Below are 26,683 nucleotides of genomic sequence, written 5' to 3'. Positions count from 1 at the left end.
CTCGTTGTGTCGCTGCGGATTGCGCCTCAGCCGGTCCCGGCCGTCCGCGGGGCAGCGTCGGGTCTCGGGCGCGGCAGCCGGCGCAGGCCGGGGATGCGGCGCACGAGGCCCACGATCCCGTCCGGCGAGACCAGCACGATGCCGAGGAAGACGAGGCCGATCAGGGTGTTGAAGCGGTCGCGGTCGTACAGGGAGGCCGCGAAGGTGTCGAAGACCGCGAAGATCAGCGAGCCCACGAAGGCGCCGGCCGGGTGGCCGAGCCCGCCGATCACGCTGATGATGAGGATGTTGACGCTGGCGCCAAGCCCGATCGAGCCGGGCGAGATGCCGATGTTGTAGATCGTCGTCAGCACGCCGCCGCAGCCGGCGATGAAGCCCGCGACCCCGAAGGCGGCGATGCGGTGGAGCGCCACGTCGTAGCCGAGCGCCGCGGCGCGGCGGGGGTTGTCGCGGATCGCCTGGAGCACGAGCCCGAACGGGGTGCGCACGAGGTAGAGCACGCCGGCATAGAGGAGCGCCGCCACCGCGAGGGAGGCATAGTAGAACAGCTGCGGCTGGCGGAACGGCACGCCGAACAGGCTCGGCCCGACGACGTTGCGGATGCCCTCGTAGCCGTTGAACCAGGCGATGTTCGATTCCGCGAAGCGCGAGACCGCCATCGCCAGCGCCAGGGTGATCATCAGGAGGTAGATGTCGCGGGTGCGCACCGCGACCGCCCCGATCACGAGCCCGGCCAGCGTCGCCGCGAGGATCCCGGCCGGGACCGCGAGGGCGTAGGGCAGGCCCCCGACGATGCCCGGCACCGCCCCCTCGACCAGGATCGCCACCCCGTAGCCGGCGATGCCCGCCACCGTCATCTGCGCCAGGGAGACGAAGCCGCCATAGGTGGCGAGGAACGTGAGCGACAACGCCACGACGCCGTAGACCAGGGCGCGCCCGAGGATGTTGACGGTCCAGAACTGCGCCTGGGCCTGCGGCAGGACGAGCCCGAGGAGGAACGGGGCGGCCAGCAGGACGGCGAGCGCGAGCGTCGAGAGACGGGCGCTCATGCTGGCCGCCCCATCAGGCCCTGCGGGCGCACCGCCAGCACCGCGACCATCAGCCCGAAGGTGAGGATGACCGCGTAGGTCGGAAACAGCGCCTGCCCGATCTGCTCGGCGAGGCCGACCAGCACCGCCCCGACCGCGGTGCCCGGCACCGAGCCCATGCCGCCGACGATCACCACGACGAGGGAGGTGAGGAGGAAGCGGCCGTCCACGCCCTGCGCGAGGGGCTGGGCCGTCGCGCCGATCACCCCGCCGAGGCCGGCGAGCGCCGCGCCGAGGGCGAAGACTGCGAGCGCCACGCCCGGCACGTTCACCCCGCAGGCGGCCAGCATGGTCCGGTCGTCGACGCCCGCCCGTACCATCAGGCCGAGCTTCGTCCGGGCGAGGAGCAGCCACAGGCCGGCTCCGACCGCGACCGCGACCGCGATCTGCACCAGCCGGAAGGTCGGGTAGCGGCCGACGAGCGGCAGGTCGGTGGTGCCGAACAGCGCGTCGGGGGCGAAGAACTGCCGGGGCGTCCCGCCGAACTGCGCGAGCAGCTGGTCGGCCACGACGATCGAGACGCCGATGGTGACGAGGGCCTGGCGCAGCTCCTGGCCCTGCATCCAGCCGAGCAGCAGCGCCTGCATGGCGGCCCCCGCCAGGGCCGCCGCCGCCATGCCGACCGGCACTGCGAGATACCAGGCGTACCACGCGTCGCGGTCGTAGAGCGGCTCGAACACCGCGTAGGCGACATAGGCGCCCACCAGGTAGAGCGAGCCATGCGCCATGTTCACCGTGCGCATCAGGCCGAAGATCAGCGAGAAGCCGGAAGCGACCACGAAGTAGAGCGCGGCGAGGGTGAGCCCGTTCAGCACCACGGTGGCGGCGAGTGCCATCGGACAACCTCCCCTTCTGCCGCGTCGCGCGTGGCGGCCGCGGTCAAGACCCGATTATGTCTCTCGGGTGTTGACGGCACTGTCCGCGCCGGCACGCCGCAAGTCCAGCCCGCGGCGATGACGCGATGGGTAAGATTGGGTAGACGTGCCGCCTGTGCGGCTGGAGCGCGCGAACCTGAGGAGGGTGCCGTTGGAGAGACCAGGCCCGCTGACCCTGCGGACGACGCTCGCCGGCCTCGGTCCGGCCGAGCGGGCCCGGACGCTGTTCGTGCCGGCGCTCGCCGGCGCGCCCGAGGCCCTGTTCGATCTCCTGGCGCTGCTGCCGGTCTGCGACGTCAACGGCGCCCTGACCGCCTGCCTGGCGGCCGGCGCCCTCGGCGAGGGACCGGCGCCGGTCGCGGGCCTGTTCTGCGTCGATCCGTTCCTGCGCGTCCCCGATCTGGCCGAGGCCTTGCTCGCCGCCGGCCTGCGGCGGGTCGCCAATTACCCGAGCATCCAGGCCATCGACGGGGAGACCGGCCGGACCATCGCGGCGGTGGGGTACGGGCCGCAGGAGGAGATCGCCACCCTCGTGCGCCTGCGCGAGGCCGGCCTCGCGCCGGTCGGCTGCGCCGCCTCGGCGGCCTTCGCGGCGGAGCTGGCGGCGGCCGGCATCGCGCCGGTCCTCGCCATCCCGGCCCTCGGCTCGGGCGGCCTCACCTTCGGGCCCTTCACTCCGTGAGGCCGTAGCGGCGCATCTTGTTGTAGAGGGTTTTTCGCGAGAGCCCCAGGAAGGCGGCGGTCTCGGCGCGGCGGAAGCGGTTGCGGCGCAGGGCGTCGACGATCCAGGCGCGCTCGTCGGCCACCGGCCCGGGACGCGGCTCGGCGGGAGCCTGGCCGAGCCGGGCGACGCTCTCGCTGCGGATCGTCCCGTCCGGGCTCTCGGCGGCGGCGCGGGCGAGGAAGGAGCGCAGCTCGCGCAGGTTGCCGGGCCAGTCCCGGGTCATCAGCAGGCGGTAGACGGCGGGCTCGATGGTCGCCGGCGCCTGGCGCCCCTCGCGGCGGGTCAGGCCCCGCAGCATCGCGCGGGCCAGGAGCGGGATGTCCTCCGGACGGTCGCGCAGGGGCGGGACGTCGACTTGGCCCGCCTCGATCCGCGCGAGCAGCGCCGGGACGATGCCGGCCTGATCCGTGGCGGTGACGACGAGGCGGGCGCCCCGCCGCTCCTCGCGCCCGAACCGCCCGACGATCGCCTGCTCCACAACCCGGGCGAGGCGCTCCTGCAGCACCGGCGGCAGCTGCCCGATCGCCTCCACCACCACCGTCCCGTCGGCCGCATCGAGCGCCCCCGGGCGTCCGGCCCCGTCGCCGAACAGCGTCTCGCCGATCTCGGGATCCGCCGCGTCGAGCACGAAGAACGGCCCGGTCCGCCGGCTCGCCACGTGGACCGCGCGGGCGACCGTGGTGCGGCCGGAACCCGGCTCGCCCCGCACCAGCACGGCGAGGTCGGTGGCGACGAGGCGGGCGATCCGCTCGACCATCCGGGCGACCGCCTCGGACTGGCCGACGAGGCCGGCGAGCGCCGTGATGCGGGCGTGCTCGCGCTGCGCCTCGTCCCGGGCCGGCCGCAGCAGGCTCGCGGTCTTGAAGGCGGAGGCGGTCTGCATCACCGACATCTCGAGCGGCAGCCGGTCGAGGGTCGAGCCGCCGACATAGCCGTCCGCCTTCGCCTCGTCGCAGACCCGGATCATGCCGGCCGAATCGACGATCGGCCCGCCCTCGACCACGCAGATCGTCCCGGGCCGGGCCTGCCGGACCCACTGGAAGACCCGCCGCGCGCGGTCGGCGGCCTCGTCGAGCGGCACCCCCGGGATGCCGAGCGAGCCGCCCGCGTTCCAGCCGAAGTTGAGGCACAGGATGTCGACCTCGGCGGACAGCAGCGCCTCGATCTCCTCCCGGGTCTTGGCGTAGCCGAAGCTGGCGAGGCCCGCCGCGCGCGCGGCGCGCAGGAGGGCGATCTCGCGCGCGTAGCCGAGGCCAGCCGCCTCCAGCGTCGCGCGGAACCGGCCCTCGAAATGGATCGCGGTCGGGAAGTTGGCGATGCCGGCATAGCCGGCCTTGGCGAGCCGCGCGACCAGCGCCGGGATGTCGAGCCGCGGATCGAAGGCGGCGGCGCCGAAGAACACCGGCACCGACACCCGGCCGAGGATCTCGCCGCGGGCGAAGGCATCCGTGAAGCCGTTCGCCTCGCGGATCGGGAAGAGCGCCGCGATCGAGGCCGCGCCCATCACCCGCAGGCGCCCGGCATTGAGGACGAGCAGGAAATCGGCCCCGCCCTGCACGCTCGCCCGCGCGGTCATGCCGAGCCCGATCGCCGCACCGATCAGCAGGTCGTTGGCGGGGCGTCCGTGGAAGAGGGGCGGCACGGGCATGAGCGGCGGTCGGACATCCCGCCGCGGCGAGGGGCGGGCCGAGGATCGCCGCAGCCGACCCACCATACGACATCGGACCGATCGCGTCAGGCGACCGCTGTCCCCGCCGCGATCCGGATTTCGGCGTCGCTCGGGCGTGCAGGTCCCCGGTTCGGCGGCGACGCCGCCGCCCGCGACTGCCCCGCCTGCGTCCCGGGGGAGGTTCCGGGCCAGTCTCCCGGCGCGTGTCCCCGGGACCTCATGCTCCGCGCCCCCCGCAGCGCATCTTCGCGGGTCAGCGGTTCTGGTGCCGGGGCTGCCAGCGCAGCAGGTAGGATTGCATGCGCTGGATCCCGGCCGAGAGCACGATGCCGACGATCATCAGCACGAAGACCGCCACCATCATCCCGGCCGCCTCGCCGCGGGCCTCCGACTCGATGATGAGGCGCCCGATCCCGAACTCGGCGCCGATGAACTCGCCGACGATGACGCCGATCAGCGCGAAGGACACCGCGGGCGTCAGCGAGGCGAAGACCCACGCCATGGTCGAGGGGATGATGACGGTCCGGGTGATCTGCCACTCCGAGGCGCCGAGCAGCCGCGAGGCGTTGACGTAGTCCGGATCGACCGAGCGCGCGCCCTCGAAGGTGTTGAAGAACACCAGGAACACCACGACGATCCAGGAGGTCGCGATCTTCGAGGCGTCGCCGATGCCGAAGGCCAGGATGATGATCGGCGCCAGCGCGATCCGGGGGATCGAGTTCACCGCGGTGACGAAGGGCGAGGCGATCTCGGCGGCCCGCGGCGAGCGGCCGAGCAGCAGGCCGAGCACGACGCCGCTCGTGACCCCGGTCAGGAAGCCGAAGAAGGTGTTGCGCAGCGTCACGAAGGTCGCGAACCACAGGTTGTTCTCGTAGCGCGCCGTGCAGGCCGAGAACGCCGTCCCGCCGGGCATCGCCCATTCGCCGGGCTTCGGCTGCAGGCAGCTCAGGTGCAGGAACTGCGCGAAGATCTCGGAGGGCCGCGACACGAAGTAGGGGTCGAACAGGTCCGGCACCGCCCAGGGCGCGTAGGGCTTGAGGCTCCAGGCCCATTGCCAGAGGGCGAGCAGGGCGGCGACGATGCCGACCTGCCAGGCGAGGGTCGTGAGGGGGCGGCTCATGACCTTCTCGCCTTCTTGAACTCCTCGCCGAGCGCGTGCCAGATCCGCGAGAACAGGGCGGCGTATTCGGGCGTCTCGCGCATCGCGACGCCGTCGCGCGGGCGCGGGAACGGCACCTCGAAGCTGTCCTTGATCCGCCCCGGGCGGGCGGAGAACAGGATGATCCGATCCGACAGGGTGAGGGCCTCGCCGAGATCGTGGGTGACGAACAGCACCGTCTGCTTCTCGCGTTCCCAGATCTTGAGCAGCACGTCGTGCATGTCGAGCTTGGTGTGGGTGTCGAGGGCGCCGAACGGCTCGTCCATCAGCAGGATCTCGGGCTCGCGCACGAGCGTGCGCATCAGCGAGGCGCGCTGGCGCATGCCGCCGGAGAGCGAGGCCGGATAGGCCGCCTCGAAGCCGGTGAGCCCCACCCGGGCCACCGCCCGGGCGACGCGCTCGCGCCTGTCCGCCTTGCTCAGCCCGGCGAGTTCGAGGCCGTAGCCGATATTGTCGGCGACCGTGCGCCAGGGAAACAGCGTGTCCTTCTGGTAGACGTAGCCGACCTGCGGCGTGGTGCGGCCCGGCACGACGGCCTTGCCGTCGATCAGGATCGTGCCGCTGGTCGGGGCCAGAAGCGTCGCGATCATGTTGAGCACCGTGCTCTTGCCGGAGCCCGAGGGGCCGAGCAGCGACACGAACTCGCCCTGGCGCACGGTGAACGAGACGTCCTCGACGGCGTCGATCCGGCGGCCGTGCAGGGCGAACGACTTCGACAGGCCGCGCACGTCGACCCGCACGGGCGCGAGCGCGGCCTGGGCCGGAGGGTCGGCGAAGGCGAGCATCAGGCCGGGTACTTCGCGGCGGCGGCCTCGGCGAAGCGCGCCGCGTAGACCGATTCGAGCGGCAGCCGCTGCACGCCGGTCATCTCGCGGAACCACACCTTGGCGCCCCGCTCGAAGGCCGCCTGGTCGATCAGGCCGGCCGGGTTGGCGACCGCCTTGGTGGCCTTGATCTCGATCAGGTTCGACTCGCGCGAGGTCGAGCCGACGAAGGGCTCGATCGCGCCGTAGATCTCCTCCGGCGTGTGCTTGTCGACCCATTGCCCGGCGCGCATCACCGCGTTGGTCCAGGCCTGGATGAGGGCCGGGTCGCGGTCGATGCGCGCCTGCAGGCAGTAATTGACCGTCACCGGCACCGTGCCGCCGATCACGGCGTTCCAGTTGCGCGGGTCCGAGCCGTCGTAGAGCAGCTTGCCGTAGCCCTGGCGCTCGACCTCGCCGACGAGCGAGTAGGTGTTGATGAGGACGTCGACCTGCTTCGTCTTCAGCGAGCCGAGCATCGTGTCGACGTTGCCGACGCCGAGCCAGGTGACGGTGCCGTCGTAGCCGAGCTGCTCGAGGAAGTAGGTCGACCAGACGTGGGTGGTGCCGCCGATCGAGGAGACGCCGACGAGGGGCTTGCGCCCGTCCGGGCGCTTCCAGGCGACGAACTTGGCGAGGTCCGTGATGCCCTGCTCGTAGAGATCGGCCCGGATCATGAACTGCAGCCCGGCCGCGATGCGGTCGACGGCGGTGAGCGCCTTGCAGGGCCGCCCCTTGTTCGTCAGCAGCATCGGGTGGACGAAGTCGGCCAGCGCGAAGTCGCCCTGGCCCGAGGCGATGATCTCCCGGGTCTTCACCCCCGACCCGCCCTGGACGAGGCGGCTGTCGAGGCCCTCGTCCTTGAAGTAGCCGAGCCCTTGGGCGGCGAACATCACCATGTAGCTGCAGGTCGCGACCGGGTAGATGCCCTTGGCGGCGCTCGCGGCGCGCGCCGTGCGCGACCCGGCAAGGGCGGCACCGGCGCCGAGCGCCGTCACCACGCTGCGCCGGGTCAGGATGGACGTCTTCGGCAGGGACGTCAGGGGGGACGTCATGGCTCGCGGTCTCCCGATCGGGTTTGCAAGACTATCCGGCGTGCGAAGGTTGGTTTTATTGCTTTTTATGGGTCATACGGCTTTCGCTTGATCTATTCGTGTTGACCAAGCGCGGGATCCCCTCTCCCGTGTGGGAGAGGGGTAGGGGCGATCGAAGATCGCGCAAGGGTGACACGCTTCAGTGTAGAGCGCTGAGCGTCGTGCTGGCAGCGGAACGATTGGTGCCTAATCCGGCACCGTCTCCACCCTCACCCCCGGCCCCTCTCCCACACGGGAGAGGGGAGATGTGCTTAGTCTCCCACCCCTCAGCCCGCGAGGCGGTCGAGCGAGGCCAGCACGGCGTCCCCCATGGCGGCGGTGGAGATCGGCGCGCGCCCGGGCTCGGCGATGTCGGCGGTGCGAGCGCCGCTCGCCAGGGCGTCGCCGACCGCCCGCTCCAGGAGGATCGCGTCGTCCAGCCGGCCGAGGGTGAGCCGCAGCATCATCGCGACGCTCAGGATCGAGCCGAGCGGGTTGGCGATGCCGCGGCCGGCGATGTCGGGGGCCGAGCCGTGGACCGGCTCGTACAGGGCCGGGCGCTTGCCCTGAGCGTCCGCCGGCCCGAGGGAGGCGGAGGGCAGCATCCCGAGCGAGCCCGCCGCCATGGCGGCGCAGTCCGAGAGGATGTCGCCGAAGATGTTGTCCGTCACCATGACGTCGAACTGGCTCGGCGCCCGCACGATCTGCATCGCGGCGTTGTCGACGTACATGTGGGACAGCTCGACGTCCGGGAACTCCTCGGCGTGGAGCGCGATCACCTCCTCGCGCCACAGCACGCTCGCCTCCATCACGTTGGCCTTGTCGACCGAGCAGAGCTTGCCGCGCCGGCTGCGGGCGAGGTCGAAGGCGAAGCGGGCCACCCGCCGGACCTCCTCGGTGGTGTAGCTGTTGGTGTTGAAGCCGCGCCGGCTGCCGTCGGGCCTCGTCTCGATCCCGCGCGGCTCGCCGAAATAGATGCCGCTCGACAATTCGCGCACGATCACGAAATCGACGCCGTTCAGGACGCGCTCCTTCAGCGGGGCCGAATCGTACAGGGCCGGATCGGTCACGATCGGGCGCAGGTTGGCGTAGAGGTCGAGGGAGCGGCGCAGCTTCAGCAGGCTGCCCTCGCGGCGCGCCTCCGGCGGGACCTCGGCGGTCTCCGGGCCGCCGGTGGCGCCGAACAGGATCGCGTCGGCGCCCTCGATCGCCGCGCGGGTCTCGGGCGGGATCACCTTGCCGGTGCGGCGGTAGGCCTCGAGCCCGAACGCCGCTTCCTCGACCGCGACCGGCAGGCGGCGACGGTCCGAAAACCACGCCAGCACGCGGCTCGCCTGGGCCGTCACCTCCGGCCCGATGCCCTCGCCGCCGATCACCGCGACGCGCATCATGTTGGTCCCGCTCATGCCGGATCTCCCGCCGCATACACCCAGGGCCGCGCCTGCCGGTCCCGCGCCTGGAAGCGCGCGATCGCGTCGGCCTGCCGGAGCGTCGTGCCGATCTCGTCGAGCCCCTGCAGCAGGGCCTCGCGCCGGCGCGCCTCGACCGCGAAGGGGAAGCGCTTGCCCGAGGGCGAGACGACGACGCGCTCCTCGAGGTCGACCGTGACCTTGCCGGCGCCCTGGCTCTCCTCGACCTCGCGGGCGAGGCCCGCCACGGTCGCCTCGTCGAGGACGACCGGCAGGATCCCGTTCTGGAAGCAGTTGTTGAAGAAGATGTCGCCGAAGCTCGGCGCGATGACGCAGGCGACGCCGCGCTCCTGGAGCGACCACACCGCGCCCTCGCGTGACGAGCCGCAGCCGAAGTTGCGTCCGCCCAGGATGACTTGCGCCTCCCGGTAGGGCGGCCGGTTGAGGATGAAGTCGGGATCCTCGGACCCGTCGGCGCGGTAGCGGAGCGCCCCGAAGCACCAGGGCGCCAGCGTGCCGCGGATGCCGTTGCCGACCAGCCGCTCGATGCGGATGATCACGTCGGTGTCGATGTTCTCGATCAGGATCGGCGCGGCCACGGCCTCGAGGCGGGTGAAGCGCTTCATCCGGCCCTCCTCACGTCGGCGATGGCGCCGGCGAGCGCGGCCGCCGCGGCCATCGCGGGGCTCGCCAGATGGGTGCGGGCGCGCGGCCCCTGGCGGCCGACGAAGTTGCGGTTGCTCGTCGAGACCGAGCGCTGCCCGGCCGGCACGACCTCGCCGTTGGCGGCCAGGCACATCGAGCAGCCGGGCTCGCGCCACTCGAACCCGGCCTCGACGAAGACCCGGTCGAGCCCCTCGGCCTCGGCCTCGCGCTTGACGATCTCGGAGCCCGGCACGACCCAGGCGCGCACGCCCTCCGCCACCCGCCGGCCGCGGGCGACCTCCGCCGCCTCGCGCAGGTCCGACAGGCGGCCGTTGGTGCACGAGCCGATGAACACCCAGTCGACGGGGGTGCCGGCGATCGGGCCGCCCGGGGACAGGCCCATATAGTCGAGGGCCGCCGCCATCGCGCGGGCCCGGGTCGGGTCGGCCTCGGCCGAGGGGTCGGGGATCAGGCCGTCGACCGGCACGACGTGCTCGGGGCTGGTGCCCCAGGTGACCTGAGGGGCGACGCGTCCGACGTCGATCACCACCTCGCGGTCGAAGGCGGCCTCAGAGTCGCCGGCCAGGTCGCGCCAGGCGGCGACCGCCCGGTCCCAGGCCTCGCCCTTCGGCGCGTAGGGCTTTCCCTCGAGGTAGGCGAAGGTGGTGTCGTCGGGCGCCACCATGCCGATCTTGGCGCCGAGCTCGATCGACAGGTTGCAGATGGTGAGCCGCCCCTCGACCGGCATCGCCCGGATGGCCGAGCCGGCATACTCCACCGCGTAGCCGGTGCCGCCGGCCGCGCCGATGACGCCGATCAGGTGCAGGATCAGGTCCTTCGGCAGCACGCCCGGCGCCATCGCGCCCTCGAAGCGCACCCGCATGGTCTTGGGCCGGCGCTGCACCAGGGTCTGCGTCGCCAGCACGTGCGACAGCTCCGAGGAGCCGATCCCGAAGGCGAGCGCGCCGAGCCCGCCATGGGTGCAGGTGTGGCTGTCGCCGCAGACGATGAGCAGGCCCGGCAGGCTCAGGCCCAGCTCCGGCCCGATGACGTGGACGATGCCCTGGCCGCGCTCGCCGACGTCGAACAGGCGGATGCCCGCCTCTCGCGTCTCGGCCCGCAGGGCGTGGAGCAGGCTCCAGCCGGTCTCGGTGGTGCCGGCGCGGCCCGCCGCGCTCGAGATCGCATGGTCGGGCGTCGCGAAGGTGAGGTGCGGGCTGTGCACGGGAAGGCCGCGCTGCTTCAGGTCGAGCAGGCCGCGCGAGCCGCCGAGGTCGTGCAGGAGGTGCCGGTCGACGTGCAGGAGCACGGCGCCGTCGCCGAGGTCGCTGACGACGTGCGCGTCCCAGATCTTCGCGAACAGCGTCCTGGCTGCCGGCGGTGTCTCTGCCATGGCGTGTCCTCCCCCGCGGGGCGTTGTCCCCCGTCGGATGCGCGCCCTCTCAGTCGGGGGCTTGCGGCGGGGAGGAGCGTAGGGACGGCGCGCCGCCGCACGAAGCGCCGGTTGGGCATGCCGCCGTCGCGTTTGGAGATGGCTGCGCCGGGGAGGGCTGCGACAGGTAGGCGACCAGCCGGCGCGCCGGGCGCGACAGGCTGGCGTGGTCGCGCAACCCGATATTGAGCGGGCGCATCCGCCACGGATCCTCGAGGGCGAGCGCCGTCAGCCCGGTCTGCCGCATCTGCCCCTCGAAGACCTGGCGCGGCACGATGCCGATGCCGAGGCCGTTCTCGATGATGCGCAGCTGGCCCTCGAAGCTGCCGACCCGGACCCTCACCCGGATCTCGCCGCCGAGATCCTCGGCGGCGCGCCGGCACAGGGTCTCGATCGACGAGCCCCGCTCCAGGCAGACGAAGTCGTGGTCGAGGAGGTCCGCGAAGGCGATCGAGGCGCGCCCCGACAGGACGTGGCCGGGCGGCAGCACGACGACCAGCTCGTCGCGCCGGTAGGGCACGATCTGCAGGCCCGGCGCCGGGATATTGCCGCCGAAGATCCCGAGGTCGGCCTGGTTGCTGGCGACCCGCTGCACGATGTCGGGGCTGATGCCCTCCTCGAGGTCGATCCGGATCAGGGGATGCAGGGCCAGGAAGCCGGCAAGCTCCATCGGCAGCGATTCCATGATCGCCGACTTGTTGGCCGAGACCCGGATCAGGCCGCGCAGGCCGCTGGCGAAGTCGCGCAGCTCGGCATCCATCACCGCGACGCTGCCGTGGATGGTGCGGGCATGGTGGAGCAGGGCGGCGCCGGCCTCGGTCAGGTCGATGCCCTTGGAATGGCGCACCAGGAGCTCGGTGCCGAGCATCGCCTCGAGCTCCGAGATGCGCCGGCTGATCGCCGAGGCCGCGATGTGGGCGCGCTCGGCCGCCGCCGCGATGCTCTGCTCCTCGACGACGGCGATGAACAGTTCGAGGGTGAAGAGGTCGTAGCGATGCATGGGCGAAGGCTCGCCGATCCGGGAGGGTGCCCGCAAGCGGCGCCGGGCCGGCGGGCGACGGAAAGCCGGATTCTCCGGCGACCCGGCCGGTTGCCGTCGTTCGACGCCGTGCCGGCGGCGGCGCGACGGGAGCGTCGTGCGGCTCATCGTCGTCGGCGCAGGCCGCGGCGCGCCGTCCGGTCCCGGTCGTCGTCCCGTCTGGATCCGGGCTCGCGCCCGAGCCGCGGGTCTCGGTGTTCCACCTGGGGCACCAGATCTGCGCCGGCTACCCTACTTGCGTGTTGACGGGCCGGGAGGATGCGGCGCGCTTGCTGGCGTTGGCGGAGCGGGTCGACCCGGGGCGGATTGCAACCAGCCCGCGTGGTCCCAAGCGCAAGGTCGACAAGCCCTCTGTGGCGGCGGCCCCAGCCGGAGCTCATGTGGCGACCGCCAGGGTGCTCGAAAAAGCCAAGCTAATGGCTAAGAAAACACCTTGAAAGGCATGGCTCTTAGGCGGAAGCGAATAGCCGAAACGACGTCTGCCACGGCATTCCGAGTTCCAGCGCATGGCCCTCGCCTGACGCCAGCACTCAGAATCGGCTGACGGCGAACGGCCTGACATCGATCGCGCTGCGTCCCTCCGTCACGATCTCGGCTGCGACGGCGCCGATGCCGGCCGAGTGCTTGAAGCCGTGGCCCGAGCAGGCCGAGACGACCAGGACCCGGTCCTGGCGCGGGTGCCGGTCGATGATGAAGCCCCGGTCGGGCGTGACGGTGTAGAGGCAGGCGGCGGCCTTCGCGACGCGGGGGCTCGCCCCGGCGAGGCGCCCGGCGACGTGGCGCCGGTACATCCCGGCCGATTCCTCCGGCGTGACCGCCCGGTCGACGGTGTCGGCGGTCGTGGTCTCGGCATATTGCTCGGTCGCGACCTTGACGCTGCCCTCGCCCGGCTGCGGCGGGAAGCCGTAGAAGTAGTCGGTGTCCGTCGCGCCGTGCATCCAGATGTAGACGGGCGCGTCGTCGCGATAGGCGCTCGTCTCGTCGAGGGCGTACCAGTGCAGGAGCTGGCGCTTGACGCTCAGCAGGCGGTCGAACGGCGCGCCGAGCAGCCCGGCAGTCCACGCCCCGGCCGTGACCACGACCTGCCCGGCGCTGAAAACGCCGGCCGAGGTCTCGACGCGCACGCCCTCGCCCTCCTGGGCGATCGACCAAACCTCGACGCCGGTCCGGATGCCGGCGCCGAGGGCGGCGGCGCGGGAAAGCTGCGCGGCGATGCAGCGTTCGGGGCGGACAAAGCCGCCGCCGGGCTCGTAATAGGCGATCTCGCTGCCGGCGAGGGTGAGGAATTGCGGGAAGCGGCGGGAGACCTCGCGCCCGTCGAGCACCTCGTGGGCGATGCCGAAGGCCTCCGCGGCGGCGATCGAGCTTTGGACGAAGTCCGGCTTGCCGTGATGCGAGGTGGCACCGGTGCCGGGCCCCATCACCAGCGCGCCGCAGGCTTCGAGCAGCCTCTCGCCGGTCTCGGCCTCCAGCGCGCGCCAGATCCGGTGCGAGGCGAGGACGAGCGGCACGTAATCGCGCCCCTCGCCGACCGCCTGCCGGGTGATGCGCGTCTCGCCGTGGCTCGACCCCATTGCGTGGGGCGGCGCGAAGCGGTCGAGGCCGATCACCGACGCACCCCTCTTCGCCAGCTGGTAGAGCGCCGCGCTGCCCATGGCCCCGAGGCCGATCACCAGGAAGTCCGCTCGCTCGCTCATCGGCGCGTGTCGCCTCGCTCGTCACGTCCGCCGGACGTTGCCCGATCGGATGCCCGCGCGGCAAGCGCCTCGCGCGTGAGGCAGCCTCACGCCCCGAGCGGACCGGTGTGGCGCTCGAGCGCGCGCCACGCCTCGGCGCCGAACCTGGCTTTCCAGTCGGCGTAGTAGCCGGACGCCGCCAGCGCCGCCCGGAACGGCGCACGGTCCGGCGTGGCGACGGAAAGACCCCTGGCGCGCAGCCGCGCCTCGGCCTGGGTGTTCATCGCCACGAAGTCCTGGCGCTGGCGCGTGACCGCCGCGTCGAAGTGGCGGGAGATCACGCCCCGCGCGTCGCCCGGCAGGGCGTCCCAGGTCTTGCCGTGGGCGAGGATCCACAATCCGTCCCAGCTGTGGCCGGTGCGCGAGAGGTATTTCTGCACCTCGTAGACCTTCGTCGCCTCGATCTGCGGCAGCGAGTTCTCCATCCCGTCGGCGATCCGGGTCTGCAGCGCGGCGTAGGTCTCGGCGAGGTTGATGGTGACGGGGGAAGCGCCGAGGGACCGGAACAGCGAGGTCAGGAGCGGGCTCGGCGGCACCCGGATCTTGAGGCCGTGCAGGTCCGCCACCGTCTCGACCGGCCGCAGGCTCGTGATCACGTCGCGAAAGCCGTTGTCGACGATCCGGAAGGACCGGAGCCCGAACGCCCCGAGGGCGTCGCGGATGCGCTCGCTCAGGGGCCCCTCGTCGAGGGCGGCCCAGAGCGGCGGGTAGTCGGCGAAGGCGTAGGCGAGACCCGGGATGCCGGCGACCGGCGCCAGGGTCTGCAGCGAGCTCGCCGAGGTCAGGGTGAAGGCGATGGCGCCCGAGCGCAGCTGCGACTGCATGCTCAGCTCGCTGCCGAGCTGGCTGTCGGGGTAGAGCGTGATGTCGATCCGGCCGTCGGTTTCCGCCCGGATCGCGTCGAGCGCCGCGACGAGGCTGGTGGTGGCCGGGTGCGCCTGCGGCATCGGCGAGCCCATGCTCAGCCGCAGGGTGTCGGTCCCGGCCCGCGCCCCCGCGGCGGCGAGGAGCAGGCCGGCGCCGGCCCCCCCCACGATGGTTCTGCGCGTCGGCATCCTGGCGTCTCCCGTCCGTTGCGGCCGGTGTCCTCCCGGCCTGTGCGCAGGCTAAGCATCATTCGCCGAAATGGTCACCGGTTCGGCGACGACAATGATGCAAGATCAAGGAAATAAACAGAGTTGCACGGGGCAACTCACGGCCACGACAGAGCGGTTTGGAGGGACTGACGCTGCCTCCAAACCGCTCTGTCGTGTACGATGGGGGACAACTCTGCTTAGCCCGGGACGGCCCGCCCCGGCAGGCCGCCCCATCCCGACGGGTCATGGCGCATGCGCGAGCACGATGCGCCCGGCCGCTCCCCCGGCCGCCAGCCGCCGCATCGCCTCCTCGGCCTGGTCCAGGGGCACGGTTTCCGTCTCGACGAGGGTCAGGCGGTGGCTTTGCACCAGGGCGACGAGCTCGCGCAGCTCGCCGAGATTGCCGACGTAGGAGCCGGTCAGCGTCAGGGCGCGCAGGGGCAGGAGCGGCAGCGACAGGGCGATCTCGCCGCCGAACAGGCCGACCGTGATCGAGCGCCCGCCGCGCCGCAGGGAGTCGAGGGCGAAGCGCGTGGTCTCGGGCGTGCCGACGAAGTCGATCGCCGCCGCGAGCCCGGTCTCGAGGTCGAGGAGCGCGGCGCGGGCGCCCGGATCGGCCGGATCGAGGACGAGGTCGGCGCCGAGCGAAGCCGCCCGGGCGCGCTTGTCCGGCGCCGTATCGGCGACCGCGATGCGGTGGTGGCCGAGGGCCCGGGCGAGGCTCAGCGCGCTCTGCCCGAGCCCGCCGGCGCCGACCAGCAGCAGCCAGTCGCGGGCCGGATCGCCGCCGACCTTGCGGAGCGCCGAGTAGGCGGTCAGCCCCGAGCAGGCGAGCGTCGCCGCCGCCGAGGGATCGAGGCCCTCGACGTCGATCAGGTACCGGGGATGGGGCACCACGACCGCCTCGGCGAAGCCGCCGGGCCGGTGCACGCCGAGGCAGCGCCCGGCCGCGCACAGGTTCTCCTCCCCGTCGCGGCAGCGGTGGCAGGTGCCGCAGCCGATCCACGGATAGGCGAGGACGCGCCGGCCGATCTCCACCGCCCCGGCCTCCGGCCCGGCGGCCCTGACGCGGCCGAGGATCTCGTGGCCGAGGGTGGCCGGCAGGGTCATCCCGCGCGCGGCGAGATCGAGGCGCCGGCCGCCGCCGAGGTCGTAATGGCCCTCGCGCAGGTGCAGGTCGGTGTGGCAGACGCCGCAGCGCTCGAGGTCGAGCACCACCTCGGTGCCGTGCGGCACCGGATCGTCCTCGACCAGGGTGCAGAGCGGACGGCCGAACGCGGTGACGGCGAAGCGTCTCATGGCTGGGCTCCCTCGGGCGGGACGCGGGCGCCCGGCCCCTGCGGCGCGCGGCTCCACGGTCCTGCCCCCTCCCGGTGATCGACCGCCAGAATACGGTCCAGGCGGCGGAAGGGAAGCGATGCCGCCGAGGCGGTCCCGCGCCGGGCGGCGCGCTGCGGCTCCAACCGCGCGACGTCCGTGTCGCGCAAGAGGATCAGGCCATTCTCCGACTATTGCCGACGATTCGACCGAGTCTTGTACGGAACCTTTTCCGACTCATTACGGGCCGGGGTGCGGCAACGACAGATCACCGCGAATCGCCACCTGTCGCGGGCAGCGCGCCCGATTCGGCTGTGAATCGAAATTAACATCCACCGCCGAATCTCGACTCCGCGTTGCGGGGCGGCGCCGACTCGTGACACGACTCGTAACGTTACGAGTCGTGGAGCCGAATCGATGGCCGACACCCCGTCTCAGCGCGTCAAGAAGCTCCGCGAGGCCCGCAAGGCGTCCGGAGAGCTGGAGACGAATGTCTGGGTGCCGGCCCCGGTGCAGCAGGCGATCGATGAGGCGGTGCGCCAGGGCAAGTTCCCGAACCGCCGCCTCGCGATCATCCACGCGCTCGAGCAGGCTTTCAAGGGACCGAACATGTAGACGCGGCAAAGCAAAAAGCGCCGAGGTGGGGACCTCGGCGCTTTTTTGGATCTCATAACGGGGCTGGGGAAGCCGCCGCTCGAAGACCGGATTGACACCCTCCTTCTAGCGGTTCCCGCATCCACCGTCAATGACGCCCGCTCGGGCGAACGGTCCCGCTTTGCCTCCGTCCAAGGAGGTGTGGAGTGGAGATGGTTCAGACCGGGGGCCGGCCGCTGACGCGCGCCGCCCTCACCGGGAAGAGACGCGCCCTCGAGGACGGGCGCACGGTCACGCGCAGGGACCTGTCCGCCTCCGCCCGTGAGGCCGCGAAGGCGCTGGCCTTGCGTCCGGCCCTGCGGCTGGTGCTGTCCGAGCTGGTCGCCGCCTGGGGCGAGCAGGACTGGGCGCGCCTGATCGTCTGGCCGTCGAACGAGTACCTGGTGTCGCGCACCGGGCTGTCGGAGCGCGCCGTACGCTACGCCTTGCGCGACCTCGTCGCCCTGGAGCTGGTGACGCCGAAGGACTCGGCCAACGGCAAGCGCTACGCCGTCCGCTCCCGCGACGGCACGATCGTCGACGCCTTCGGGTTCGACCTGACGCCGCTCCACGCGCGGCGGGGCGACTGGGCGGGGGCGATCCAGGCCCGGGCCGAGGCGCGCGAACGCCGCCGCCGCGCTTTCGACCTCCTGACCATGCACCGCCGCGCCGTCGCGGAGGCGCTGCAGGCCCTCGCCTCCCGCCATCCCGAGACGAGCATCGCCGACCTCGCGGCGGCCCGGGCGAGCCTGGAGGCGAGGACGCCGGAGCGGCGCAGCGCCGGCGATCCCGAACGCATCCTCGACGCCTGGGGAGAGCTGCGCCAGATGATCGAGGACCGCTTCTATGGCGCCGGCTGTGACGGCACCGGATGCCCCCACGTAGAAACAGAGAAAGGATCTCCTAGCGAGGCTTGGAGCAAGGACTCGTCGGGGAAGGTTGAAGCCTCGCGCCGGACCGGACGGCCGGGACCGGAGCTGCCGCCGTCGCTGGTCGTCGCCGCCTGCCCGGTGCTGCGCGACCTCGTCGGCGGCGACATCCGGCACGAGCACGAGGTTCTCGATGCCGGCCGGCGGCTGCGGGCCTCGATCGGGGCGCATCCGAGCGCCTGGGCGGAGGCCTGCGACGGGCTTGGCCCATACCGGGCGGCAGTTCTCGTCCTCATCGTGGCCCAGCTCCACGACGACGACGTGGCCTCGGGTCGGGACCGGATCCGCAACCCGGGCGGCTACTTCCGGCGGCTCGTGCGCCTGGCCGGGGAGGGCAGGTACCATCCCGCGGCCGAGCTGATGGCGATGCGGAGGCGGCGGATGACGTAGGACGACGGGACCGTAGGCGATCGACAAGGAGAGCTTTCCGGTGACCACACCTTCTTCGGTTTTTCAGCCCACGTGGAACGTTTAGGAACCTCAATGCGAGCGTTGTCGGCTCACCCCACCCGCGACCTCATCCTGAGGTGCGAGCTTTGCTCGCCTCGAAGGATAACTCCAGATATCGTCGCGATTTCTGGAACCCTCCTTCGAGGCTGCTGCAAGCAGCAGCACCTCAGGATGAGGTCGCGGGTGGGATAAGAATCGGCCTGCTCGCCATGCGATGCGTCCACGTCAAACAAGCGCCAAGGTCCATGCGGGCATGACGACACCCCAGCAGATCCGCCTCGGCGCCGATATCGGCGGCACCTTCACCGACCTCGTCCTCGACGTGCGGGGCCGCCTGCATTCGACCAAGGTGCTGACTGCTTACGCGGCGCCCGAGAAGGCGATCCTCGACGGCCTCGCGACCCTGACCCGGGAGGCCGGGATCACGCTGGCCGATCTCGACCTCGCGATCCACGGCACCACGCTCGCCACCAACGCCCTGATCGCGCGGCGCGGCGCCCGGACGGCCCTCGTGACGACGGAAGGCTTCCGCGACGTGATCGAGATGCGGACCGAGAACCGCTTCGCGCAGTACGACCTGCACATCCGGCTGCCGGCGCCGCTCGTGCCGCGGGAGGACCGCTTCACGGTGCGCGGGCGGATCGGCGCCTCGGGCGAGGAGCTTCTGGCCCTCGACGAAGCCGGGCTCGAAGCCCTCGCCGAGACCCTGGCGGCCGGCGGCTACGAGGCGGTGGCGGTCGGCTTCATCCACGCCTACGCCAACCCGGCCCACGAGCGGCGCGCCCGCGAGATCCTGGCACGCCGGGTGCGCGCGCCGATCTCGCTCTCCTGCGAGGTCTCGCCGCAGATGCGCGAGTTCGAGCGGTTCAACACCGTCTGCGCCAATGCCTATGTGCAGCCGCTGATGGCGGATTACCTCGGCCGCCTCCAGGTCCGGCTGCGGGAGGCCGGCGCCGCGTGCCCGGTGGTGATGATCCATTCGGGCGGCGGGCTCGTCTCCCTCGAGACCGCCGCCGCCTTCCCGATCCGCCTGGTCGAATCGGGGCCGGCGGGTGGGGCGATCTTCGCCGCCGACGTGGCCAGGCGCTTCGCTCTGCCCAGCACCGTCTCCTACGACATGGGCGGCACCACCGCGAAGATCTGCCTGATCGAGGAGGGTCAGCCGCGCACGGCGCGCAGCTTCGAGGTCGCCCGCACCGCCCGCTTCGCGAAGGGCTCCGGCATCCCGGTCTCGATTCCGGTGATCGAGATGATCGAGATCGGGGCCGGCGGCGGCTCGATCGCCTCGGTCGACGCGATGGGCCGGATCCAGACCGGGCCGGAGAGCGCCGGCTCGGAGCCGGGCCCGGCCTGCTACGGCCGCGGCGGCACGCAGGCGACCATCACCGACGCCGACCTGATCCTCGGCAAGCTCGACCCGGAGGCCTTCGCGGGCGGGGCGATCCGGCTGTCGCCCGCGGTGGCCGAGGCGGCCGTGAGGGCGCAGGTCGGCGATCCGCTCGGGCTCGCGCCGGTGGCGGCGGCCTTCGGGATCGGCGAGGTCGTCGACGAGACCATGGCCAATGCCGCCCGCGTCCACGCGGTCGAGAACGGCCGCGACCTCGCCGGCACGGTGATGATCGCCTTCGGGGGCGCCGCGCCGCTCCACGCCGCGCGCCTGTGCGAGAAGCTCGAGATCGACCTCTGCCTGGTGCCGGCGGGGGCCGGCGTCGGCTCGGCGATCGGCTTCCTCAAGGCGCCGTTCGGCTACGAGGCCGTGGGCTCGCGCCTCTTCCGGCTCTCGGCCTTCGACGGGGCGGGCCTCACGGCGCAGCTCGCGGCCTTGCGCGAGACGGCCGAGGGCTTCGTCCGGACCGGCACGGCAGCACCCCTCACCCGCGAGGTCACCGCCTTCATGCGCTATGCCGGCCAGGGCTGGGAGATCCCGGTGCCGCTGCCGGACCGCGCCTTCGCGGACGGCGATGCCGCCGTCCTGGGCGACCTCTTTCGCGAGCATTACGCGGGCTTCTTCGGCCGGCCGGTCGACGGGCTCGCGGGGCTCGACATCGAGATCGTCACCGTCTCGGTGGCGGTGCGGGACACGCCCGCCGCACCCGCCCGCCACGCCCTCGACCCGGTCGGGCGGCCGATCCCCGCACCTGCGGCCCGGCGCGCGGTGTTCGATCCCGCGAGCGGCGCCCCCTGCGACAGCGCGGTGGTGGCCCGGGACGCGCTGGCACCCGGCGACCGCGTCGCCGGTCCGGCGGTGATCGTCGAGCGCGAGACCTCGACGATCCTCAACCCCCGGTTCGATGCCGTGCTCCAGGGCGACGGCTCCCTCCTGCTGGTCCGGAAAGAGCACCGCTCATGAGCGCGATCGACGCCATCCGCCTGCAGGTGATGTGGAACCGGCTGATCTCGGTCGTCGAGGAGCAGGCGACGACCCTCCTGCGCACCGCCTTCTCGACCTCGGTGCGCGAGGCGGGCGACCTCTCGGCCGGGGTGTTCGATCCGAGAGGCCGCATGCTCGCCCAGGCGGTCACCGGCACGCCCGGCCACGTCAACACCATGGCGGAGGCGGTCGGGAACTTCATGGCGGAGATCCCGGCCGACGAGATGCACGAGGGCGACACCTACGTCACCAACGATCCCTGGCTCGGGACCGGGCACCTGCACGACATCACCATGGTGTCGCCCTCCTTCCTCGACGGCGTGCTCGTCGGCTTCTTCGCCTGCACCGCCCACGTGGTCGATGTCGGCGGGCGCGGCTTCGGAGCCGACGGGAAGTCGGTCTACGAGGAAGGGATCCAGATCCCGATCATGCGGTTCATCGACCGCGGCACCGTCAACCGCGACCTGGTGCGGATCCTGCGCCGGAACGTGCGCGAGCCGAACCAGGTCGTCGGCGACTTCTACTCGCTCGCCGCCTGCAACGAGGTCGGCCACCGCCGCCTCGTCGCGATGATGCGCGAGACCGGCCTGTCCACCCTCGAACCGCTCACCGACTTCATCTTCGGGCGCACGCACGCCGCCATGGCCGAGCGCATCCGCGCGCTGCCGAAGGGGACGTGGTCCAACACCCTGATGACCGACGGCTACGACGCGCCGATTCCCCTCGCGGTCGCGGTCACGATCGGCGAGGAGAGTGTCCACGTCGATTTCGACGGCAGCGCCCCGGTGAGCCGCTGGGGCATCAACGTGCCGATCATCTACACCAAGGCCTACGCCTCCTACGCGCTCAAATGCGTGGTGGCGCCCGACATCCCGAACAACGCCGCCTCGCTCGCCTTCTTCACCGTCTCCTCGCCGGTCAACATCCTCAACGCCGAGCGGCCGGCCCCCGTGAGCCTGCGCCACGTGCTCGGCCACCTGGTGCCGGACCTGGTGCTGGGGGCGCTCGCCCAGGCCCTGCCGGGCCAGGTGCTCGCCGAGGGCGCGGCGTCGCTGTGGAACATCCACCTGTCCCTGCGCCCGGTCGCGGGCGGGCCGGGCCGGCGGGCCGAGGTCCTGATGTTCAATTCCGGCGGCATGGGCGCGCGGCCCGGCCTCGACGGCCTGTCGGCCACCGCTTTCCCGTCAGGCGTCCACACGATGCCGATCGAGGCGACCGAGCAGACCGGGCCGGTGGTGATCTGGCGCAAGGAGCTGCGGCCGGATTCCGGCGGCGACGGCACCTTTCGCGGCGGCCTCGGCCAGGTCATCGAGATCGCCGCGGCGGAAGGGCACGAATTCGACTTCTCGGCGATGTTCGACCGGATCGACAACCCGGCCCGCGGCCGCGACGGGGGAGGGGACGGGGCGCCCGGCGGCGTGCACCTCGACGATGGCACGCGGATGCGGGGCAAGGGCTGGCAGCCCGTGCCGGCCGGCCGGCGCCTGATCCTGACCGTGCCGGGGGGAGGGGGCTTTGGCGACCCCAAGGCCCGCGACGCGGCTGCGCGCCGGGACGACCGGCTGAAGGGCTACGTCACGGACGAGGCCGGCTGAGGCCGCCCCCTCGTGGCGACCCCAGGATCATCTGCTGCTGTCCGGCCCTGGCGGCGCGGCTGTCCGGGCCGGAGGATCTCGGCCAGGCGCCGCTCGTCCACCTCGTCCTGACGAGCGACCTGTGGCCGCGCGTGCTGCGGCATCTCGGAATCGAGACCGGCGCCGCCCGCGGCGAGGGCCAGCAGATCCAGGTTCACGGCGCGGCCAGCATGCGGCGGGCCGCCCTGTCCGGGCTCGGGATCGGCTCGTCTCAGGGTGCCCAGCAGGCGTCGCCGGCCCACCTGGGCATCCGGTGGACTGACGGCAGGCCGGTCTTCTCATCCCGGGTCGGGTCGGCGGATGGCTGTCGGCCGGGCGGCGCCATTGACGCCGGCCGCACGCGAGAATATATGATGATCGACATCTAAAAACCCCCATCAACGAGCGCGGGGAGACGGTCGATGGACAGGAGATGGATGCTCGGGCTCGCCGGACTGGCCCTGGCCGGGTGCTCGCCGGCGGAGACCGCGGTGACGCCGGAACCGCCCCTGGTCCAGACCGTCGAGGTCGCGCCGGGGGCCGCTGGCATCGCGCGCTACACCGGGGTGATCCGGGCCCGGACGGAGAGCAACCTCGGGTTTCGCGTCGGCGGCAAGATCTTCGAGCGGCTCGTCGATCCGGGCCAGCATGTGCGCCGCGGGCAGGCGCTGATGCGCCTCGACCGGACCGACTTCACCCTCGCGCTCAACGCCGCCCGCTCGTCCGTCGAGGCCGCGCGGGCCCAGATGGTGAAGGCCCGGGCCGACGAGGAGCGCAGCCGCAAGCTCGTGGCCGAGGGCTGGACCTCCCGCCAGGCCTACGATCAGAACAAGGCCGCGGCGGATGCGGCCGCCGCCCAGTTCGCCGCCGCCGAGGCCCAGGCGAGCCAGATCGAGAACCAGGCCGGCTATGCCGAGCTCCAGGCCGATGCCGACGGCGTCGTGATGGAGGTGCCGAGCGAGCCGGGCCAGGTGGTCGCGGCCGGCCAGACCGTCGTCCGGCTGGCGCGGGACGGCTCGCGCGAGGCGGAGATCTTCCTGCCCGAGGCGAGCCGGCGGCTCGCGACGGGGGTGGCCTCCGCCACGCTCTACGCCGAGGGCGAGGCGACCTATCCGGCGGCCTTGCGGGAATTGTCCGCCACCGCCGACCCGCTCACCCGGACCTACCGGGCGCGCTACATCCTCTCCGGCGGCGGCGAAGACGCGCCCCTCGGGGCGACCGTGACGCTCCGGCTCAAGCCCGCGGAGGCCGAGCGCGCCCCGGCGGTCGCGGTGCCCCTCGGGGCCCTGTTCGATTCGGGTAAGGGCTCGGCGGTCTGGAAGATCGACGCCGCGACCGGGACGGTCGCCGCCCAGCCGGTCGCCGTCGCCCGCCTGTCGGAGGAGAGCGCGGAGGTCGCGTCCGGCCTGAGCCCGGGCGACCGGATCGTGGCGCTCGGCGCCCATCTCCTGAAGCCGGGCCAGATCGTGCGCCAAACGCCCGTCAGCCTGACGGGAGCATCCCGATGAGCGGCTTCAACCTCTCGGCGCTGGCGGTCCGCGAGCGGGCCGTCACGCTCTTCCTCCTCCTGGCGCTCACCGGCGCGGGCCTGTTCGCCTTCCAGAAGCTCGGGCGGGCCGAGGACCCCGCCTTCACCGTGAAGGTGATGGCGGTGTCGGCCGCCTGGCCCGGCGCGACCACCGACGAGATGCAGCGCCAGGTCGCCGACCCGCTCGAGAAGCGCCTGCAGGAGCTCGTCTACTACGACCGCGTCGAGACGACGGTGCGGCCCGGCCTGATGCTGATGAAGGTCGTCTTCAAGGACAACATGCCGCCGGCCAAGCTCCAATCGGAGTTCTACCAGGCGCGCAAGAAGCTCTCCGACCAGGCCGCCAGCCTGCCGCGCGGGGTGCTCGGGCCGCTGTTCAACGACGAGTTCTCGGACATCTACTTCGCCCTCTACGCGCTCCAGGCGAAGGGCCTGCCGCAACGGCACCTGGTGCTGCGGGCCGAGGATCTGCGCCAGCGCCTCCTGCGGGTGCCCGGGGTCGAGAAGATCAACATCCTGGGCGAGCAGGCCCAGAAGATCTTCGTCGAGATCTCGTACCAGCGCCTCGCCACCCTCGGCATCACCGGCCAGCAGCTCCTGGCCTCGCTCGCCAACCAGAACGACGTGACGCCGGCGGGCTTCGTCGAGACCACCGGCCCGCGCGTGTACCTGCGGCTCGACGGCGCCATCGACGGGCTCGACGCGATCCGCGAGCTGCCGGTCGCGGCCGGCGACCGCAGCCTCAAGCTCGGCGACATCGCCGAGGTCAGGCGCGGCTACGAGGATCCCAAGTCCTTCGCGATCCGCAACGACGGCGAGCCCGCCCTGATGCTCGGCCTCGTGATGAAGCCGGGCTTCAACGGCCTCGCGCTGGGCGCGGCGCTCGCCGCCGAGGAGGCGGCGATCCACCGGGAACTGCCGACCGGCGTCACCTTCACCAAGATCACCGACCAGGCGAAGGTCATCGACGACGCGATCCACGAGTTCATGGTCAAGTTCTTCACCGCCCTCGGGGTGGTGATCGTGGTCAGCCTCGTGGCGCTCGGCTTCCGGGTCGGCATCGTGGTGGCGCTCGCGGTGCCGCTCACCCTCTCGGCGGTGTTCGTGGTGATGATGGTCACCGGCCGCGACTTCGACCGGATCACGCTCGGGGCGCTCATCATCTCGCTGGGGCTCCTCGTCGACGACGCGATCATCGCCATCGAGATGATGGTGGTGCGCATGGAGGAGGGCGCCGACCGGATCGCGGCGGCCACCCACGCCTGGAGCGCCACCGCCGCCCCGATGCTCACCGGCACGCTGGTCACCATCGCGGGCTTCCTGCCGGTGGGCTTCGCCGCCTCCACGGCGGGCGAGTATGCCGGCAACATCTTCTGGGTGGTGGCCTTCTCGCTGATCGTCTCGTGGGTCGTGGCGGTGACCTTCACGCCCTATCTCGGGGTCAAGCTCCTGCCGACCATCAAAGAGGTCGAAGGCGGGCACGACGCGATCTACGCCACCAGGAACTACCAGCGCCTGCGCCGGATCGTGCGGCTCTCGGTCGACCACAAGTGGATGGCCGCCGGCATCACCGTGGCGCTGTTCGCCGGCGCCGTGGCCGCCATGGGCAAGGTCGAGCAGCAGTTCTTCCCCAATTCCGAGCGGGCCGAGCTGATCGTCGAGGTGACGCTGCCGACGGGCTCGGCCTTCGCCACCACGGAGGCGAGCGTCAGGAAGGTCGAGGCGGCGTTGCGGGAACTGCCGGAGGCGCGCGAGATCACGAGCTATGTCGGCCAGGGCATGCCGCGCTTCGTGCTCTCCTTCGACCCCGAATTGCCCGATCCGGCCTTCGCGCAGATCGTCGTCCAGACCGCCGATTCGCAAGCCCGCGACGTGCTCCGGGCCAAGGTGCGCCGGCTCGTCGACGAGGGCCGGTTCCCCGAGGCGCGGGTGCGCGTGCTGCAGATCGTGTTCGGGCCGCCGATCCGCTTCCCGGTCGCCTTCCGGGTGGTCGGGCCCGACCTCGACGTCATCCGGGGCATCGCCGCGCAGGTGGCCGAGGTGATGGCGGCCAACCCCAACATGCGGCTCGTCCACCTCGACTGGGGCAACAAGACCCCGAACCTGCGCCTCGTCCTCGACCAGGAGCGCCTGCGCCTGATCGGCCTGACGCCGAAGGAGGCCGGGCAGCAATTGCAGAGCTACCTGACCGGCACGCCGGCGACCCAGGTGCGCGAGAACCTGCGCGCGGTCGACGTGCTCCTGCGCAGCCCCGGCCCCGAGCGGCGCTCGCTCGGCGACATCGGCGACCTGACGCTCGCCACGAAGGACGGGCGCCAGGTGCCGGTGTCCCAGGTCGCGCGGCTCGAGACCCGCAACGAGGACGCGGTGCTCAAGCGCTACAACCGCGAGACGTATGTCCGTGTCCAGGGCGACGTGCGCGACGGCCGGCAGCCGCCGGACATCCACGCGCAGATCTTCCCCCTGCTCGCGCCGATCAAGGCGACGCTGCCGCCCGGCTACCGCATCGACACGGCCGGCGCGGTGGAGGAGAGCGCGAAGGCGATGGCGTCGCTGGTGGCGGTCTTCCCGCTGATGCTGATCGTGACGCTCACCGTCATCATGATCCAGGTGCGCTCGTTCACCACCATGGTCATGGTCTTCGCCACCGCCCCGCTCGGCCTGGTCGGGGCCGCGCCGACGCTCTTGGTCTTCCACCAGCCCTTCGGCTTCAACGCGATCCTCGGGCTGATCGCGCTGTCGGGCATCCTGATGCGCAACACCCTGATCCTGGTCGACCAGATCCATCACGACCGGGCGGCGGGACTGTCGGACTACGATGCCATCGTGGAATCGACGGTGCGCCGGGCGCGCCCCGTCATCCTGACGGCGGCGGCCGCGATGCTGGCCTTCATCCCGCTGACCCACTCGGTGTTCTGGGGGGCGCTGGCCTACGTGCTGATCGGCGGCGTCGGCGTCGGGACGGTGCTGACCCTGCTGTTCCTGCCCGCGCTCTACGCCCTGTGGTTCCGGGTCCGCCGGCCGGGCGAGGCCGGGGCGGCGGCGCATCCCGGCACCGCCGGCGCGCCGTCGGGGCTGCCCGTCTCGGTGTGAGGGCGCTGCCTGCAGGCGCGC

20 protein-coding genes are annotated in these 26,683 nt (G+C 72.2%); 7 read left to right on the top strand and 13 right to left on the bottom strand.

Annotated features, from left to right (window positions below; genetic code table 11):
• Positions 1 to 26: 26 nt before the first annotated feature.
• Both EU555_RS05740 and EU555_RS05735 read right to left on the bottom strand, forming a co-directional pair.
• Positions 27 to 1,049, bottom strand: a complete 1,023-nt coding sequence (locus EU555_RS05740) for a branched-chain amino acid ABC transporter permease (protein ID WP_135413709.1) — start codon at positions 1,047 to 1,049, stop codon at positions 27 to 29.
• Complete coding sequence (locus tag EU555_RS05735) at positions 1,046 to 1,924, bottom strand: branched-chain amino acid ABC transporter permease (RefSeq protein WP_135413708.1); 879 nt, start codon at positions 1,922 to 1,924, stop codon at positions 1,046 to 1,048. The genes EU555_RS05740 and EU555_RS05735 overlap by 4 nt, the downstream gene beginning before the upstream one ends.
• A 190-nt stretch (positions 1,925 to 2,114) precedes the next feature.
• Here EU555_RS05735 and EU555_RS05730 point away from each other — a divergent pair, with 190 nt between their 5' ends.
• The gene (locus EU555_RS05730; RefSeq protein ID WP_167858451.1) at positions 2,115 to 2,645 is read left to right on the top strand and encodes a phosphoenolpyruvate hydrolase family protein; all 531 of its coding nucleotides are present in this window, start codon (positions 2,115 to 2,117) and stop codon (positions 2,643 to 2,645) included.
• Here the strand turns inward: EU555_RS05730 and EU555_RS05725 are convergent.
• From EU555_RS05725 to EU555_RS05675, 11 genes are all read right to left on the bottom strand, one after another.
• The gene (locus tag EU555_RS05725) at positions 2,635 to 4,335 is read right to left on the bottom strand and encodes a phosphoenolpyruvate hydrolase family protein (RefSeq protein ID WP_167858450.1); all 1,701 of its coding nucleotides are present in this window, start codon (positions 4,333 to 4,335) and stop codon (positions 2,635 to 2,637) included. The genes EU555_RS05730 and EU555_RS05725 overlap by 11 nt on opposite strands.
• Before the next feature lie 274 nt (positions 4,336 to 4,609).
• Positions 4,610 to 5,476: an ABC transporter permease gene (locus EU555_RS05720; protein WP_135413705.1), complete on the bottom strand. Its 867-nt coding sequence runs from the start codon at positions 5,474 to 5,476 to the stop codon at positions 4,610 to 4,612.
• Positions 5,473 to 6,300 carry an ABC transporter ATP-binding protein gene (locus EU555_RS05715; RefSeq protein ID WP_135413704.1) on the bottom strand — a complete coding sequence of 276 codons (828 nt, stop codon included), beginning with the start codon at positions 6,298 to 6,300 and terminating at the stop codon, positions 5,473 to 5,475. The genes EU555_RS05720 and EU555_RS05715 overlap by 4 nt, the downstream gene beginning before the upstream one ends.
• Complete coding sequence (locus EU555_RS05710) at positions 6,300 to 7,373, bottom strand: ABC transporter substrate-binding protein (protein ID WP_135413703.1); 1,074 nt, start codon at positions 7,371 to 7,373, stop codon at positions 6,300 to 6,302. Before EU555_RS05710 ends, EU555_RS05715 begins: the two co-directional genes overlap by 1 nt.
• Before the next feature lie 305 nt (positions 7,374 to 7,678).
• Positions 7,679 to 8,797, bottom strand: a complete 1,119-nt coding sequence (gene leuB, locus EU555_RS05705; protein ID WP_135413702.1) for a 3-isopropylmalate dehydrogenase — start codon at positions 8,795 to 8,797, stop codon at positions 7,679 to 7,681.
• The gene (leuD, locus tag EU555_RS05700) at positions 8,794 to 9,426 is read right to left on the bottom strand and encodes a 3-isopropylmalate dehydratase small subunit (protein ID WP_135413701.1); all 633 of its coding nucleotides are present in this window, start codon (positions 9,424 to 9,426) and stop codon (positions 8,794 to 8,796) included. Before leuD ends, leuB begins: the two co-directional genes overlap by 4 nt.
• Entirely contained in the window at positions 9,423 to 10,838 is a 1,416-nt protein-coding gene (gene leuC / locus EU555_RS05695; RefSeq protein WP_135413700.1) for a 3-isopropylmalate dehydratase large subunit, read from the bottom strand. Before leuC ends, leuD begins: the two co-directional genes overlap by 4 nt.
• A gap of 49 nt (positions 10,839 to 10,887) precedes the next feature.
• Positions 10,888 to 11,877, bottom strand: coding sequence for a LysR substrate-binding domain-containing protein (locus tag EU555_RS05690; protein WP_167858449.1), 990 nt, complete (start codon positions 11,875 to 11,877; stop codon positions 10,888 to 10,890).
• A 569-nt stretch (positions 11,878 to 12,446) separates the two neighbouring features.
• Positions 12,447 to 13,613: an N-methyl-L-tryptophan oxidase gene (solA, locus tag EU555_RS05685; protein WP_135413698.1), complete on the bottom strand. Its 1,167-nt coding sequence runs from the start codon at positions 13,611 to 13,613 to the stop codon at positions 12,447 to 12,449.
• An 86-nt stretch (positions 13,614 to 13,699) separates the two neighbouring features.
• Entirely contained in the window at positions 13,700 to 14,707 is a 1,008-nt protein-coding gene (locus EU555_RS05680; protein WP_245524158.1) for a TRAP transporter substrate-binding protein, read from the bottom strand.
• Between the two features lie 264 nt (positions 14,708 to 14,971).
• Positions 14,972 to 16,027: an alcohol dehydrogenase gene (locus EU555_RS05675; RefSeq protein ID WP_135413697.1), complete on the bottom strand. Its 1,056-nt coding sequence runs from the start codon at positions 16,025 to 16,027 to the stop codon at positions 14,972 to 14,974.
• 435 nt (positions 16,028 to 16,462) lie between these two features.
• Here EU555_RS05675 and EU555_RS05670 point away from each other — a divergent pair, with 435 nt between their 5' ends.
• The 6 genes from EU555_RS05670 to EU555_RS05645 all read left to right on the top strand — a co-directional run bounded on the left by EU555_RS05670 (position 16,463) and on the right by EU555_RS05645 (position 26,662).
• A complete protein-coding gene (locus tag EU555_RS05670; protein ID WP_135413696.1) occupies positions 16,463 to 16,660 on the top strand; it encodes a hypothetical protein in 198 nt (65 codons plus the stop codon).
• Between the two features lie 191 nt (positions 16,661 to 16,851).
• Positions 16,852 to 17,997, top strand: a complete 1,146-nt coding sequence (gene repC / locus EU555_RS05665; protein ID WP_342636467.1) for a plasmid replication protein RepC — start codon at positions 16,852 to 16,854, stop codon at positions 17,995 to 17,997.
• A 313-nt stretch (positions 17,998 to 18,310) separates the two neighbouring features.
• On the top strand, positions 18,311 to 20,407 hold the full coding sequence (locus EU555_RS05660) for a hydantoinase/oxoprolinase family protein (RefSeq protein WP_135413694.1): 2,097 nt from the start codon (positions 18,311 to 18,313) through the stop codon (positions 20,405 to 20,407).
• A complete protein-coding gene (locus EU555_RS05655; protein WP_135413693.1) occupies positions 20,404 to 22,023 on the top strand; it encodes a hydantoinase B/oxoprolinase family protein in 1,620 nt (539 codons plus the stop codon). The genes EU555_RS05660 and EU555_RS05655 overlap by 4 nt, the downstream gene beginning before the upstream one ends.
• A gap of 440 nt (positions 22,024 to 22,463) precedes the next feature.
• Positions 22,464 to 23,549 (top strand): efflux RND transporter periplasmic adaptor subunit, encoded by a 1,086-nt coding sequence (locus tag EU555_RS05650; RefSeq protein ID WP_135413692.1) that lies wholly within the window; start codon positions 22,464 to 22,466, stop codon positions 23,547 to 23,549.
• A complete protein-coding gene (locus EU555_RS05645; RefSeq protein ID WP_205820796.1) occupies positions 23,546 to 26,662 on the top strand; it encodes an efflux RND transporter permease subunit in 3,117 nt (1,038 codons plus the stop codon). Before EU555_RS05650 ends, EU555_RS05645 begins: the two co-directional genes overlap by 4 nt.
• Positions 26,663 to 26,683: the final 21 nt, after the last annotated feature.

It is taken from the genome of Methylobacterium nonmethylotrophicum, assembly GCF_004745635.1.
In the GTDB taxonomy this organism is placed as follows: Bacteria; Pseudomonadota; Alphaproteobacteria; order Rhizobiales; family Beijerinckiaceae; genus Methylobacterium; species Methylobacterium nonmethylotrophicum.
The sequence above is the reverse complement of the archived record's forward strand: the minus strand, read 5'-3'. Positions and strand labels throughout refer to the sequence as shown.

Excerpts from the sequence above, each read along its gene's own strand:
- EU555_RS05655 (WP_135413693.1), top strand. The coding sequence starts at position 20,404 with ATGAGCGCGATCGACGCCATCCGCCTGCAGGTGATGTGGAACCGGCTG.
- EU555_RS05715 (WP_135413704.1), bottom strand. The coding sequence starts at position 6,300 with ATGCTCGCCTTCGCCGACCCTCCGGCCCAGGCCGCGCTCGCGCCCGTG.
- EU555_RS05710 (WP_135413703.1), bottom strand. The coding sequence starts at position 7,373 with ATGACGTCCCCCCTGACGTCCCTGCCGAAGACGTCCATCCTGACCCGG.
- EU555_RS05680 (WP_245524158.1), bottom strand. The coding sequence starts at position 14,707 with ATGCCGACGCGCAGAACCATCGTGGGGGGGGCCGGCGCCGGCCTGCTC.
- EU555_RS05735 (WP_135413708.1), bottom strand. The coding sequence starts at position 1,924 with ATGGCACTCGCCGCCACCGTGGTGCTGAACGGGCTCACCCTCGCCGCG.
- EU555_RS05660 (WP_135413694.1), top strand. The coding sequence starts at position 18,311 with ATGACGACACCCCAGCAGATCCGCCTCGGCGCCGATATCGGCGGCACC.
- solA (WP_135413698.1), bottom strand. The coding sequence starts at position 13,613 with ATGAGCGAGCGAGCGGACTTCCTGGTGATCGGCCTCGGGGCCATGGGC.
- EU555_RS05690 (WP_167858449.1), bottom strand. The coding sequence starts at position 11,877 with ATGCATCGCTACGACCTCTTCACCCTCGAACTGTTCATCGCCGTCGTC.
- EU555_RS05650 (WP_135413692.1), top strand. The coding sequence starts at position 22,464 with ATGGACAGGAGATGGATGCTCGGGCTCGCCGGACTGGCCCTGGCCGGG.
- EU555_RS05740 (WP_135413709.1), bottom strand. The coding sequence starts at position 1,049 with ATGAGCGCCCGTCTCTCGACGCTCGCGCTCGCCGTCCTGCTGGCCGCC.
- leuC (WP_135413700.1), bottom strand. The coding sequence starts at position 10,838 with ATGGCAGAGACACCGCCGGCAGCCAGGACGCTGTTCGCGAAGATCTGG.
- repC (WP_342636467.1), top strand. The coding sequence starts at position 16,852 with ATGGTTCAGACCGGGGGCCGGCCGCTGACGCGCGCCGCCCTCACCGGG.
- EU555_RS05645 (WP_205820796.1), top strand. The coding sequence starts at position 23,546 with ATGAGCGGCTTCAACCTCTCGGCGCTGGCGGTCCGCGAGCGGGCCGTC.
- leuB (WP_135413702.1), bottom strand. The coding sequence starts at position 8,797 with ATGAGCGGGACCAACATGATGCGCGTCGCGGTGATCGGCGGCGAGGGC.
- EU555_RS05670 (WP_135413696.1), top strand. The coding sequence starts at position 16,463 with ATGGCCGACACCCCGTCTCAGCGCGTCAAGAAGCTCCGCGAGGCCCGC.
- leuD (WP_135413701.1), bottom strand. The coding sequence starts at position 9,426 with ATGAAGCGCTTCACCCGCCTCGAGGCCGTGGCCGCGCCGATCCTGATC.
- EU555_RS05720 (WP_135413705.1), bottom strand. The coding sequence starts at position 5,476 with ATGAGCCGCCCCCTCACGACCCTCGCCTGGCAGGTCGGCATCGTCGCC.
- EU555_RS05725 (WP_167858450.1), bottom strand. The coding sequence starts at position 4,335 with ATGCCCGTGCCGCCCCTCTTCCACGGACGCCCCGCCAACGACCTGCTG.
- EU555_RS05675 (WP_135413697.1), bottom strand. The coding sequence starts at position 16,027 with ATGAGACGCTTCGCCGTCACCGCGTTCGGCCGTCCGCTCTGCACCCTG.